The following is a 13,858-nucleotide window of genomic DNA, read 5'->3' on the forward strand; positions in this document are numbered from 1 at the left end:
GAATAATGAACAAACTACTTGTTGTATCTCCATCACCACACGTTCACAGCGGCGACTCAACCCCAAGGTTGATGTACAACGTGGTGCTGGCGCTTATTCCAGCACTGGCCGTTACGCTGTTTTACTTTGGACTAGGGGCGCTTATTGTTACCGCAATCTCCATCGTGTCGTGCTTGGTGTTCGAATTCCTAATTCAGAAATACCTGCTTAAGGTTAAACCATCCATTTCCGATGGCTCGGCATTGGTTACTGGCTTAATCCTGGCCTTCAACCTGCCATCAAATCTGCCTTGGTGGATTGTGGTGATTGGTGCGCTGGTTGCCATTGGGGTTGGAAAGTTGAGCTTCGGTGGCTTGGGGCGTAACCCATTTAACCCGGCTTTGGTAGGCCGTGTATTTTTGCTAATATCTTTCCCAGTGCAGATGACCAGCTGGCCATTGCCCATTGAGTCGAGGATGAGCTATATTGATGCCGTAACAGGTGCAACCCCACTGGCTGTGGTTAAAGAAGGGCTTAGCAAGGGTGAGCTAATGAGCAGCATTGTCGACCAAATACCTAGCCATATGCAGCTGTTTATGGGCGCAATGGGTGGCTCGCTGGGCGAGATAGCCGCATTTGCATTGCTCATAGGTTTTGCGTGGATGCTTATTACCAAGGTTATCACATGGCATATTCCTGTTTCAATATTTGCAACCATTGGTATTTTCACAGGGATATTGTGGCTAATCAATCCAGAGGCAAATGCCGATCCAATTTTTCACCTGATTACCGGAGGGGTAATGCTAGGGGCAATATTTATGGCCACCGATTACGTTACCTCACCCATGCATCCCAAGGGGATGTGGATATTTGGAATTGGGATAGGTGTTATTACTGTGGTAATCCGTGTTTGGGGCGCTTACCCCGAGGGCATTTCATTCGCAATACTAATTATGAATGCCTTTGTTCCACTTATTAATCGATATTTAAAACCATCACGCTTTGGAGAGGAGGTGAAGAGAAATGGCTAAAGAATCAACTTTTAAAAATATGACCCTAACCCTTCTAACAGTTACCTTGTTAGCTTCAGCTAGTTTAGGGTTTGTATACAGTTTTACCAAAGGGCCAATAGAGGATGCACAAAATGCTAAGATTAATAATGCAATTAGCCTGGTTCTTCCCGAGTTCGACAATAGACCCTCGGCCGATAAGTTTACTCGAGAGGTTGATGGCGGGTTGCTAACATTCTATCCTGCTTCAATGGGGGACGACGCTGTGGGAATGGCAATCCAAACATTTACTAAGAATGGTTTTAGCGGCCAAATCGATTTAATGGTTGGTATACTGGCCGATGGGACAATACACGCCATAGAGGTGATTGCCCATAAGGAAACCCCGGGCCTTGGCGATAAGATGGAAAGCGGAAAATCCGACTTTAGCGTTCAGTTCCAAGGTAAGCATCCCGATGAGTTTAAACTAGCTGTAACAAAGGATGGTGGAAATGTCGATGCCATCACAGCTTCAACCATAAGTTCGCGCGCATACTGCGAAGCAGTTCAACGTGCATACGATGCATTTGTAAAGGAAGGAGGTGCTAAATGAATCAGGTAACGAATTTTACCAAGGGGTTTGTTAAGGAGAATCCTGTGTTTGTTTTACTGCTGGGTATGTGTCCCGCGTTGGGTACAACCACAAGCGCAATTAATGGTTTGGGTATGGGGCTAGCTACCACTTTTGTGCTGGTAATGGCCAACTTGGTGATATCACTGGTTAAGAACCAAATCCCTGCTAAGGTGCGTATCCCTTCGTTTATTGTGGTAATTGCATCGTTTGTTACCATGGTCGATTTAAGTATGGCCGGATTCCTACCCGCGCTGCATGAGCAGCTTGGACTGTTTATTCCTCTTATTGTTGTTAACTGCTTGGTTCTAGGTCGTGCCGAGGCCTTTGCGTCGAAGAATAATGTGGGCTCCTCGGTGATAGATGGATTGGGTATGGGCTTAGGCTTTTCGTTTGGACTAACCCTGCTAGGCGCCACTCGCGAGATATTGGGTAGCGGGCAGGTATTTGGGGTAACCCTATTCCCCGACACCTATGCAATGCTTGTGTTTGTGCTTGCTCCGGGAGCTTTTATCGCCTTGGGATACCTCACTGCAATTATGAACCGACTTGCCAAAAAAAGTAAATAGATTTAGCCATGGAATATATCATTATAATTATATCGGCTGTTTTTGTCAACAATATCGTGTTGGCTCAGTTCCTTGGGATATGTCCGTTCCTGGGGGTTTCGAGTAAAGTAGAAACAGCAATAGGTATGAGTGGTGCGGTTACTTTTGTTATGATTATTGCAGCCATTGTAACCTATCTGATTATGCACTACGTGCTTTTGCCTCTTGAGATAGGATATATGCAAACAGTGGCGTACATACTTGTTATTGCATCGCTTGTGCAGATGGTTGAGATTATACTAAAAAAGGTTAGCCCTGCGCTTTACCAAGCATTGGGGGTATTTCTGCCTCTAATCACAACCAACTGTGCCATTCTGGGGGTAGCCATTCTATTGGTGCAAAAGGAGTTCAACCTACTGGAGAGCGTGGTGTTTGCCATTGCCAACTCCGTTGGATTTGCCCTTGCACTTATTGTATTTGCCGGTATTCGTGAGTCGCTCGACCTTGTTGATTTGCCCAAGGGTATGAAGGGCGCTCCCATAGCACTTGTTGTTGCAGGTATTTTAGCTCTTGCATTCATGGGGTTTGCCGGAATAGTATAGTTTATAAAAATCCAGCCTAACAAAACGGGCCATCCATTTAGTCAGTATGATTATTCGGATGGCCTTTCTGTTTTTTCTCTAGAGTTCGCTTAGTATACCCCCAGTGTGCCAAAAAAGGATGTTCTTGCTCACATCTATTTTACCTTTTGCAATGTAGTCTAATACTCCTGCAGCAGCTTTGGCGGTGTAGGTGTTGTCCAGTAGTATGCCCTCGTGCTCAGAGAATAATTTTATGGCTTCAGCCGATTCCTTTGAAGCGATGCCATAACCAGGGCCAACAAAATTGGTGTCAACTGTTAGTTCCGATTTGTCAATCGCAAACGGATTCCCTAACCTTTGGAGCACTGGTTCTGCGCAGCTGCTAATGCTCTGGGCTAGCTGGTCGAAGCTATTGTCGGCGCTAACGCCGATAATTTTGATTTTATCCAGTCCATAAAGCCTTTTGCCAATCTCCAAACCTGCCTGCGTTCCGCCCGATGAGGTGGAGTGAATGATATAGTCGAACTCAATCCCCATCTCCGCCTGCTGCTGTTTCAATTCCCGAGCTGCATTAACAAACCCTAGACAACCCACGGCATTGGATGCTCCAAGAGGGATGAGGTATGGCTTTTTGCCACTCCGTATCAAGTTGTTGTACACATCGTTCATCTTGCTGTCACGCTCCTCCCTCGATGAAACGTAGTGGATTGGCACGTTAAGCATTAAATTTACCTTGTGGTTACCCGTTGCCACTTTTGGTTTCTCTCCATTTTGAACAAGAATGCAATCTAGCCCAATCCTTTTACAAACCTGTGCTGTAATTCGTGCATGGTTCGATTGCACTGCTCCGCAGGTTATAATGGTGTCGGCTCCTTGAGCTATGGCCTCAGCAATTGAATACTCCAACTTCCGAAGCTTATTGCCCCATACCAGCTGGCCAATAAAATCGTCGCGCTTAATGAAAAGCCGAGGGCTTTTGGGGTAATCTTTGGTAATCCTCTTGCACTGCTCAATGGGGGTGTTTAGATTGGAAAGGGAAAGCTTGCTGATGGATTCAAACACCTGAATTGCCTTATTCATCTTTTTACAGATTTTATGTTTGAGAGTACGTGTGAGGCTACAATGCCTTTCGAATAATCTTGTTCATAGCGCTTCCGGCAGCCTGATGCCCTGCTCCATTAATTTGATTAGTAGTTCCTGTGAAGTAAAGGTCTGTTTTCGGGTTGTAAAAGGCAAAGGAACCCGTTTGTCCCCAAAAGCCCAGCACCTCGCCAATGGGCTTGAAAGGTGATGCAATGCGGGGAACGAAGAGTTTCTCCAGTCCAACCCCAAAGTAGAATATTCCAGGGCCAAAAAGTAGGTTCCACTGCTTTAGCTCATTAATCCTCTCTTTCGGGAAAAAGGTTCCATTGAAAAATGCTTTGATTACGGCCATCACTTCTTTTGATGTTGAAACAATACCACCCTCAACCGTAACAGAGGCCATATACCTGGGAATCCACAGCTCCTTATTTCTGTAGTAGAATTTGGTTGGCGTATCGTCGGAAGTGTCGCTGTAGGCGTAGGTGTTTCTTAGACCCAATGGCTCAAATATATACTCCCTGAAAACCTCACCTATGGCTTTGCCAGTTACAATCTCTATTATCCTGCCTAAAATTTGGTAATTCGTGTCGGAATAATTTGCTTTTCCCTTTTTCCCAGGCATGAAGTTTGGCTTTAGGTTTTTTATTAGCCCAATGGTTTTGTCCAAATCCCATGCTTCGTCCTTTCCTGCCAGCAATTCATCGGCAGCAGTTTTTCCGCTTGGCTGCTTATGGAAGAAGTAATCGGGAATTCCCGATGTGTTGGATATAAGATGCCTTATGGTGATTTGGTTGGAGTAGTCAGTTCCTTTTAGAATATGCAACCCCTTTACCATTTCAGCAGGTAGATATTTAGCTATTTTATCGTCCAAACTTAGCTTTTGCTCGTCGATTAGGCGTTGCACAACAATGGTTACGTATAGTTTGGTAACGCTGGCAATAAAGTACGTATCGTCTTTGCCCATTTCGCCTGCCGCTCCGTGCCACGCAAAGGTCCCGCTGCCATCCTCAACGCAAAGGGCTGCGCTGAATACTTTTTTGCTTTTTACCATTTTCTCAACTGTTTGGTTGAGAAATGTTTCGTTGAGTTTTGTGTTCATGTTTAGAGTTGCTTAGTATTCTAATGATTTTTAACCTTAACCCAGTTTTGGAATAGGATATCGTAAACTTTATAGTAGGTCTCTCCATTTGGGGTTGTTTCCCTGTAAATCAGTTCATAGCCTAGGAGTGAATTAAGGGCTCGAATTACTGAGGCCGAAGCGGATAGGTTGTGAGAGCGAATAAATTCGCTTGCGGTTGGATGATAAACTATGCCCTCAGAGGCAATTGCCTTAAACAGCCTCCATTGTGCCGTAGTGAGCAGATTCCTGTAGTTAATGAAGAATGGCTCTTGCTCCATGAGCAATGCGTTGGCCTGTTGTTTCCAATGCTCCGTTTTTGCAACCTTATGGGTTGCTGCAAAGAGTTTGTTACAAAGCAATTGCACGTAGTAGGTGTGCGTGTCACACCAATTTAATACCTCCGCCGCTGTTTCTTTGGCAATGCTTTTTTTGTTGATTTCAAACTGTTTAACTATAAAATCGGCATAGGTATCTCTATCAATTTTCTGTAGCTTCAGAAGTTGGGTGCTTCTGTAGAATGGACGCTTGGGCGATGAGAATATTTCGCTCATTAAATGCTGCTGACTTCCGGAAAATATGAAAACCACATTGTTTAGCTGTTGCACGATTCCTCGCAGCCAAGCCTCTGAGTTTTTTTCGGGATAGCTGGCGATTTGCTGAAACTCGTCAATTGCTATCACTGTTGGGTAGGGCTGGCTGTTAATTAGTTGAAGAATGGAGGATATACTGTTTTCAGCCTCGCTAGGCTTAAGGTCGAAACTTACCTGGGGCTGTCCCGATAGTGAATCGAATGAAACCGTTGGACGAAATGATTTAATTACATTCCATATCTTTTGTCCAAATGAGGTGTTTTCATTGATTGACTGAATAAGTGAGGATGACAGTAAACCGAACAAATCGTTTAGCCTTTCTGTTGGGAGTATGTCAATGTATATACCTTTGTAGTTTTTGGGCAGCTTGCCTAGGGCATGATGGATTAAGCCTGTTTTTCCTAGCCTACGGATGGAGATGATGGTGGATGAGTTCCCGTTTACGATATTACTCAAGAGCCACTCAGTTTCCTTTTCTCGGTCGCAAAAGTATAACTCGCCATGATAGCCAGCAGTAGAAAAGGGGTTTATTATTGGTTTAATTTCCATTGCACAATTTTATAATAATGCAAATATAGCTAACATAATGTTACAAACATAATGTTAGTAACATAATGTTAGTTGAAGTGAATGCTTTACTATTAAGTATTCACCTTGCCCAACGGATTGCTAATGGTTAAGCCTTAAAGCAAACTTAGAACTTTTTAATGATTTCGGAAAATGCGCCTAGAAAGGAATCAACAATGCTCTTTTCAATAGTCAATGCAGGGTCCAACCTCAACACCTCAGTATTTGGACGCTTACAAAGAATGAAACCCCTAATGAATAGCTCCTCGTACATCTCCTGGGCATTGCTCTTAAACTCTATGGCAAGAATTAGTCCACGCCCCCTAATGCTTTTAATTAGTGGGTAATCATTCTTTATCTTTAGCAGTTCATTAAGCAGAAAATTACCTAATTCTTGCGATTTTTGTAGTAGATTATCATCCTCTATAATGCTTATTACTTCCTTGATAACAAATGCCCCAAGGGGGTCGTTCTGGTGCGATTGGGCGTATACGAATTTTACGTTTTCCAACCTTTGGGCAATTCCGCCTGAAATTGCCGTAACGCTTACTGGGTAGCCATTGCCAATGCCCTTGCCCATGGCTACAATATCGGGCTGAATGGGGTAGTGATGAAAGCCAAACCATTTACCTGTGCGACCAATACCAGTGGTAACCTCGTTGGACATTACGGTTCCTCCATTGGCGTGAACCTTTTCAGCTATCTTCTCAATTAGCGATTTTGAGGGGAACCGGACTAGTCCCGATGAGCTGCCGGGCTCTAGCATAAAGACACCTATTCTATCGAAAGGGATTTTCTCAAAATCGTCGCATTGGCCCGTACAACCATCTTCACCGTTATTGCATCCGCAGTTGAGCCTGTCGTAAAGGAACCAGCTGTCGGCTGATTTATGCGCTGCATCGCCGTAGGCTCCAAAGTACGATTCCTTGAAGGTGAGAGCCAGTGGCTTGTCGGATACGGCTCTGGCTATTCGCATGCCCAGTTCTACTGCTTCGCTGCCCGAGCAAAGGAATTCGCACTTGCCACCTTTCAATCCAACAATTTCAAGAATTTTCCCTGAGACCTCGCTTATAATTGGATGACAATACACAAAACCCGTATGGGTTATTCTACCAATCTGACTGGCAATTGCTTGGTTCACACGCTTGTTGTTGTGCCCAACGGAAGTACACCATACACCAGATTCTAGATCGATGTAACGATTTCCGTTATTGTCAATAATGTAGCAGTTGTTAGAGTCGACAATGTTGTCGAGTTTAAGCTGGTGGCCTGTTGTCCAGATAATGTTTTTCATCATAATAAAATTAATTTTCAATTGTATGATGGATCATCCATGTATGTTATTTTATCAATAGAGTGTTTGTGTTTTGCAAACAAGGATGTATCATATTAATCTAAAATTCTAAGCAAAACCTTGTTTTCATATTTATTCCCATCCATAACAAAATTGGTGGAGCCAATAGTTTTGAATTGATTTTTCTGGTAGAATTCCAATGCGCTAAAGTTTTTATGGTAAACGGTAAGCCATGCTGCTTTGTAATTTAGACTTTGCATATGCTCAAAAGATTTCTCAAGAAGCATTCTTCCAATGCCTTTCCCCTTAAACCTTTCCAGCACATAAAGAACCGCTATTTCGGGGCAATCAATCTCAATTTCAACAGGGCATTTCTCGTTCAAAGCAATTTCTATACACCCTAAGAGATGGCTTTCCGTTTCGGCAATTAGCATCACTCGGCTTTTATCCTCTAATGTTTTTTTAATGTTTTCATAGGTGAATTCACTCATCACGTATTTTGAGAATTCAGTTCTAATCCCCTCCTCGGCATAGGTGGCAATCCATACTTGCTGTTTAAGCACAGCTATGTTGTAAATATCTTTTGTGTTTGCCCTTCGAATCTGCATCGCTAGAGTTCCTCTGCTCGTTCAATTTTTCCTGATAAATCCTTAATAAATCTTACCATTGGGGCACCGTCAATCACATCATGATCGAGAAGAATAGTGGCATTCAAAACCTCTCGGATTTTTATTTCGTCGCCCACAACCATGGGTTTTTTTAGAACCGACCCTATACCAAAAGATATTGGATGCACTGCCCTATGGATAAACCAACCCTTTACCTGTCCCATCATTCCCACCGAGGTTACCGAAACGTTTCCCATTTTGCCATAGGCAAATCTAGGATTGCGTAGAATTACCTTCCAAACCAGCCGTCGTAGAACCCCAGGTAGATGGTAGTAAAACCTTTCGGTAAGGGATGGCCTTTTGTTTAGCACAATATCTGATGATGACGAGGATAGAGCTTTTGATTTCTCAATTTCGCTGGTTATCTCAGTAACACTTTTGGAGTTACATCTCTCAATAACAATGGGTAGGGGAACTCTTTTCCCGTCAATCAATTTCTCCACTAAGAAAGAGATGTTTATTTCGTTGAAAACAACCAGTTCCCTTTTACCCTTGAGGAACGCAGCAGCTTCGGGATGCTGCTCCAGCGTGGTGGCGATAACCTTTAAAACCCACGCATTGAAAGATACTTTAACCCCAGTCTTCCTAAGCTCTCTAATCTTCTTTCGGGCATTGGTAACATCGAACTCTAGTATTGCAGCCACATGATGCTTGGCAAGCCCTATCGAAAAAACATCGAAGGTGGCTACTCGTGAGGTTGGAATTTTTTGGGTACTGGCAACAGATTTCATAATAATACTACTTATCCGACTTCAGAATGCTCAAAGCTGCTTCCAAAATGGTATCAATGCCATTTGCCTCATCAACGGGACTTAGCTCAACAATGATATCAGCTGGTACGCCATTCTCTATATGTTCACCCTGTGGGTTTATGGTTTGGGTTGCTGAGAATCTGAAGATCCAACCATTGGGGAGTTCTCCATACGCTGGTATTCCACCACCACCGCCTGTATTGTCGCCCACTAGCATGGCGTTAGGTAGTGACTTCATCATTTGTGCGAAAAGGTTCGATGCACTGTATGAGTTCCTGTTGCACAGCAAAACCACCTGCCCTGTAAAACGCTTGCCGGAGCGCGGTGAGATACTCAACTTTCTCCATGGGGAGAAATTGTCCTTTCCGGAGCCATTTTTAACTCGGCTATAACCATAATCGAAATCTTGATCTGTTAAGGCCGATGCCAAAGCCACTGCGTTGTTTGATGAGCCTCCCCCGTTACTTCTTATATCAATAATTATCCCGTTCAGTCCTTGGGCACGATCTATCAACTCATCGATGTTCGCTTCTGAAATGGAGCTGCCAAACGAAGAGTAGTAAACGTAGAGAGCCTCGTCGATAATTTGGTTGTGAAGGGGGCCTGTAATCTTATAGTCTGAGCCTAAATAGTTTCTGTAGATGATGTTCTCGTTGAAGTTTGCCGGATAGTCGAGAAACCAGTTCCAGTTCCTACTGCGGTCGAAAGGGCTAGTAATATTTACATGCCCATCGTTTAGCTCGTATAGCATACTGGCCATCACATCAAATAGTTCCTTATCACTCATACCTTCGTAAACCATAGGGCGATAGGTACTATAGATCTCGTTCCAGTCAATCGATTTGTACTCAAAATACGAGTACTTATTGTTTAGCTCGTGCCAAAGATGCTCAAAGTTACTTAGGGGGTTGCTTTCAGGGTCATCAGCCAGGAAGTGTTTGGCGCAACCAGATATAACAATAGCCATTAGGGCTAAAATAAATATTCTTTTCATAGTAATGTGCTTATGCTTACGTGCCAAAATCCATTGCTTTGCGAAATGGGTTCGGGATTGTTGATTCTCAAAAATTCGTATTGGTAAGCTAACGAAACAGAGTTTCCCGATTTAAAGAAGAAGGAAATCCTAGGGTTTATGCTAAGGTTCCAGGAATGGTGCGGAAGAAATGCCTCAATGGATCTGTACCATCCTTCAAATCCTGAGTTCTCGGGGTTCAGGTAGCCCTCGGGCGAGTTCGACACGTAGGATGGACGGAGGTAGAAACCCAGTAGCTGAATGTCGGTTGGTATCTCCACAATAAAACCTCGGTTAAGTAGGGTGAATCGTTTGGCAAGGAGGGCCGCAAAACCAAATGTTGTGAAGTAGTTCGACCGTTCACTAAAATTACCATAGCCGTGGTTTTGGTAGTAGTTCAGGAAGTTGTTGTTGGACCAACCCAATGCCAAGTGGTAATTAGACTCTTTGGGGATAGCGTATAAGCTATAATTTTTAAAAGCAAAACTTGTGAATGAGCATGAATTGCCCGATGAGTTGCTAATCCCAAGGTTACTAAAGGAGAGTTGGAAAAACTTGGTTTTGCTATCGGTTTGCCTCTGGTACGAAAGCCCACCGGCCAGTCCATAACCCACGTATGCTAAAGGCGACATGCTTTGGTCGCGCAGTGCGGTTTGTCCTACTCCTAGGCTAGTGTTAATTTGATGCTGGGTTTGCCCGTAGGTTTGTGTAGCAAACAGTAACATTGGACAAATCAGAAATTGTAAAAATTGATATCTTTTCATTGATGGTAAAGGTAATTATTTTCCGTCAAGCCTAATACCAAAGAATATGCCACAATCAAGTTGGTTCATACATTTAGATAGTTATGTTGAACTTGCTTTACCTAGGGTGTTCACTATCGAACAGACACTGTCTGGAAATGGATCAATGGCTCAACCTAAGGGTGGGGTAGGAGTTGGATAGCACCCATAAAAAAGCTGAACAAAGTTTGTTCATATCTGTTGATTGTAGTGTGAACAAAATCTTCAGGTTTTAAATAGAGTAATTTTATGATACATAGAAATATGAACAGATTAGTGATTCTTTTACTTGTCTTATCAGCGCATTTTGTGGCAATGGCTCAATCGGGTTCAATAAAGGGTGTTGTTATCGATAGCGAGACATCAGATGGTGTTCCATTCGCTACAGTTGCGCTTTACCAAGGAACCAGCGATACCCCTGTTGCAGGGGTTACCACCAACTTGGATGGTGAGTTTTCCATTATCGGGGTTGCGGCGGGTAGCTATCGTATCTCCTTTTCGTTTATAGGTTACGTTTCGCAAGATATAGATAATATTGAGATTACACGTTCTAACCCTAATGTATCGTTAGCCCCAATCAGGCTTTCGCCCTCATCGGTAGATATCGATGGGGTAGAGGTTAGCGCAATGGCCCGAACGGTGGTGAATAGGTTGGACCGGCGTACGTATAGAGCCGAGGATTTTGAAACCGCCCGTGGCGGTTCGGCTACCGATGTGCTTAACCGTCTTCCTTCGGTTTCTGTATCGCCCGATGGGGAGGTGTCTGTTCGTGGTACCACCGATTTTATGGTGTACCTCAATGGTCGCCCCACCCAAATGGAACCATCGATGCTGCTGGGTCAAATCTCGGCCAACAATATCCAAAGTATCGATGTTATTACCGTTCCCTCAGCACAGTACGATGCGCAGGGTAAGGGTGGAATTATTAATATAACCACAAAATCAACAGGGATTGAAGGCTTTTCGCTTTCGGCAAATGGTTTGCTGGGGGGCGCTCCCTGGGGCAACCGAACCGATGATTTGTCGGGCTACAACCTCACGGATAATAGCTATGGCGGTGGATTAAACTTTACCTATGGCAATAATGGCTGGCTGTTGTTTGGTGGATTGAACTACAGTATGCGTGATGTAAATAGCGAACGGTCGGGTTCGGCACGAATCCTCAATAAAGAGAATGGTACCTACAAGCATATGATTGCCTCGGGTTTGAAACCAGAGTGGTACGAAAATCTATCGGCAAATTTGGGGTTCGAAGCAAACCTCTCGGAGCAATCCCAACTTTCGGCATCCTACTACTATGGAACCCGCACCGAGGGGCGTAAGGCTATGTATCTATACAATATTTTTACTGCCGATAGAGACCAAAATCCTGTTGAAGGGGTGCCAACCAACGAGCATTGGATTTTTAATCCCAACGAGGGCATTCGCGAGGGTACTTTCCATACCATTAATGCCGATTACACCTACCGATTTGATGAGTCTACAACGCTTACGCTATCGGGTTTGTACGAGCATTCGGTGCTTACCCACAGCGTTAACAACCCCAATATCGATTATAATCCGAGCACAGGTTTGCTAGGTAACCATTTGCTACACTACAACCAGATGGATAATACCCCTTTGGATGGTTTTAGGTTTTCTGCTGACTTTAGCAAGAAGTTCGATAATGGGCAAACCCTTAGCTTGGGGCTTCAGCCCCAGTTCTTTGCCATTGCTGGGGGGCTTGACTACGACACTCTAAATATTACAACCAACACCTGGGGGGCATACACAGAATTTGAGAATCAGATTGATTTAACCCGTGGTATTTATGCAGGGTATGTCGATTACAGCGGGAGCCTTGGCAACCTTAGCTACAAGGCAGGTCTGCGATTGGAGTACACCGATCAGGAGCTCAATATTGATAACCCCGACTACTTTAGCATTTTCGATAGGGCCACAACCGATAGGCATATCCAGCAAAAGCTCGACTGGTTCCCTAGCTTGCACATGGGATACTTAATTTCCGAGTCCGATAATGTTTCGTTGGCCGCTAGCCGAAGGATTAGTCGTGCACCCATTAAGAATATGGCACCTTTCCTTTTCCGCCGACACCTAGAGGTTTACCTAGTTGGCGACCCAGCTCTTAAGCCTGAGTACATCAATAATGTGGAATTGTCGTATAGCAAGGCTTTCGATAAGCAGCGATTTACCCTAATCGGTTTTTACCGTGGGGTCGACAATGCCGTTTTTAGGGTTAACACAGTTTACGACGATGATCTGATTCTAATTCGTAGCTTCACAAACTCGGGCAATACAACGGCTATGGGTGCTGAGCTAAATGCCAATATGGAGCTTGGGGACAAAACTAAACTTTTTGTTGGCGGCTCGCTATACGATTACCACGTACAGGCCGATATTTTTGGATATCAGGAGGATAATCGCTCTCTCTCGTGGAGCCTAAAGGGGAATCTAAATATAATAGTAAGTAGGGCGTTAAGCTTTAATGCCGATTTCGATATGCGTTCGGCGCAGGTTACAGCCCAGGGGCAAAACGAGATGCGCTATTTGGCCAATGCTGCGTTGAAATACTCTCCAGTAAAGTTCACCGGATGGAGCTTTACTCTACGTGCATTAAATATCTTAAATACCAATACTCGTGAGTTGAGCACTCGTGCTTACGATTCCAGCGGAACCCAAATATTTTATCAGGATACTGAATACTATTGGTATGGACCAATTGCCGAGTTGGCAATATCCTATGATCTGAACTGGAAAGGGCAAGCCAAGAAAACGGGTAGTGAGTTTGGTAGGGATGAGTTTTAGTGGGTGTTATATAGTGATAGATTTTCATAAATCATAAAAACAGTTGGTCATTTAGCAGGGCCTAACTGGAATTGAATATTATTAATGGAACAAATATTTACCCATTTTGTATACTTTTCAAAATTCCTAGATTTTAAGCAACAGAGACCATCCTGTGAGCAATTTATAATACCCCTATGCTTTTAATAGTTTTTTACTGACTTTTGCTAAGGATTATATCTTCTCTGTTTTATATGCCTTAGCCTTAGTATATTAATGAAGTACTGCTGTTTAGGTATTTGCAAGGTACAGCTTTGCGTAGCGATTGCGTAGATATCTTAAGCAACATCTATGGTAAAGGCTTTACCTCAATTGAGAATGACCATCAATGCGGTGTTCTCTGTCTTACTGCGTATGCAGGCATCTGCACCTTAAGAAATTAAACAATGAATCCTCTCCATAAGTCCCAAAATGCTGA

At 43.7% G+C, this 13,858-nt stretch carries 13 protein-coding genes; 5 read left to right on the top strand and 8 right to left on the bottom strand.

Annotated elements, in window-relative coordinates; all coding sequences use genetic code 11:
* The first annotated feature begins 5 nt into the window (after positions 1–5).
* The 4 genes from G8O23_RS00465 to rsxA are packed head-to-tail and all read left to right on the top strand — an operon-like array spanning position 6 to position 2,749.
* The gene (locus tag G8O23_RS00465) at positions 6–1,010 is read left to right on the top strand and encodes an RnfABCDGE type electron transport complex subunit D (RefSeq protein WP_166360595.1); all 1,005 of its coding nucleotides are present in this window, start codon (positions 6–8) and stop codon (positions 1,008–1,010) included.
* A complete protein-coding gene (locus G8O23_RS00470) occupies positions 1,003–1,581 on the top strand; it encodes an RnfABCDGE type electron transport complex subunit G (protein ID WP_166360597.1) in 579 nt (192 codons plus the stop codon). The genes G8O23_RS00465 and G8O23_RS00470 overlap by 8 nt, the downstream gene beginning before the upstream one ends.
* A complete protein-coding gene (rsxE, locus tag G8O23_RS00475; RefSeq protein WP_166360599.1) occupies positions 1,578–2,168 on the top strand; it encodes an electron transport complex subunit RsxE in 591 nt (196 codons plus the stop codon). The genes G8O23_RS00470 and rsxE overlap by 4 nt, the downstream gene beginning before the upstream one ends.
* Positions 2,169–2,176: 8 nt before the next feature.
* Positions 2,177–2,749, top strand: a complete 573-nt coding sequence (rsxA, locus tag G8O23_RS00480; protein WP_166360601.1) for an electron transport complex subunit RsxA — start codon at positions 2,177–2,179, stop codon at positions 2,747–2,749.
* Between the two features lie 78 nt (positions 2,750–2,827).
* Here the strand turns inward: rsxA and G8O23_RS00485 are convergent, their stop codons facing one another.
* The 8 genes from G8O23_RS00485 to G8O23_RS00520 all read right to left on the bottom strand — a co-directional run bounded on the left by G8O23_RS00485 (position 2,828) and on the right by G8O23_RS00520 (position 10,578).
* Positions 2,828–3,808 carry a 1-aminocyclopropane-1-carboxylate deaminase/D-cysteine desulfhydrase gene (locus tag G8O23_RS00485; protein WP_166360603.1) on the bottom strand — a complete coding sequence of 327 codons (981 nt, stop codon included), beginning with the start codon at positions 3,806–3,808 and terminating at the stop codon, positions 2,828–2,830.
* A gap of 37 nt (positions 3,809–3,845) precedes the next feature.
* Positions 3,846–4,910, bottom strand: a complete 1,065-nt coding sequence (locus G8O23_RS00490; protein WP_166360605.1) for a serine hydrolase domain-containing protein — start codon at positions 4,908–4,910, stop codon at positions 3,846–3,848.
* 20 nt (positions 4,911–4,930) lie between these two features.
* Complete coding sequence (locus G8O23_RS00495; RefSeq protein ID WP_166360607.1) at positions 4,931–6,070, bottom strand: AAA family ATPase; 1,140 nt, start codon at positions 6,068–6,070, stop codon at positions 4,931–4,933.
* A 145-nt stretch (positions 6,071–6,215) separates the two neighbouring features.
* Entirely contained in the window at positions 6,216–7,385 is a 1,170-nt protein-coding gene (locus G8O23_RS00500) for a class-III pyridoxal-phosphate-dependent aminotransferase (protein ID WP_166360609.1), read from the bottom strand.
* Between the two features lie 92 nt (positions 7,386–7,477).
* Entirely contained in the window at positions 7,478–7,990 is a 513-nt protein-coding gene (locus G8O23_RS00505) for a GNAT family N-acetyltransferase (protein WP_166360611.1), read from the bottom strand.
* Between the two features lie 2 nt (positions 7,991–7,992).
* Positions 7,993–8,781: a 2-oxo acid dehydrogenase subunit E2 gene (locus G8O23_RS00510; RefSeq protein WP_166360613.1), complete on the bottom strand. Its 789-nt coding sequence runs from the start codon at positions 8,779–8,781 to the stop codon at positions 7,993–7,995.
* A 7-nt stretch (positions 8,782–8,788) separates the two neighbouring features.
* Positions 8,789–9,796, bottom strand: coding sequence for a S41 family peptidase (locus G8O23_RS00515; RefSeq protein ID WP_166360615.1), 1,008 nt, complete (start codon positions 9,794–9,796; stop codon positions 8,789–8,791).
* Positions 9,793–10,578 carry a hypothetical protein gene (locus G8O23_RS00520; protein WP_166360617.1) on the bottom strand — a complete coding sequence of 262 codons (786 nt, stop codon included), beginning with the start codon at positions 10,576–10,578 and terminating at the stop codon, positions 9,793–9,795. Before G8O23_RS00520 ends, G8O23_RS00515 begins: the two co-directional genes overlap by 4 nt.
* A 282-nt stretch (positions 10,579–10,860) precedes the next feature.
* Here G8O23_RS00520 and G8O23_RS00525 point away from each other — a divergent pair, with 282 nt between their 5' ends.
* Positions 10,861–13,401, top strand: a complete 2,541-nt coding sequence (locus G8O23_RS00525; protein WP_166360619.1) for an outer membrane beta-barrel protein — start codon at positions 10,861–10,863, stop codon at positions 13,399–13,401.
* Positions 13,402–13,858 lie beyond the last annotated feature (457 nt).

The sequence above is a fragment of the Perlabentimonas gracilis genome, from assembly GCF_011174675.1.
In the GTDB taxonomy this organism is placed as follows: Bacteria; Bacteroidota; Bacteroidia; order Bacteroidales; family Tenuifilaceae; genus Perlabentimonas; species Perlabentimonas gracilis.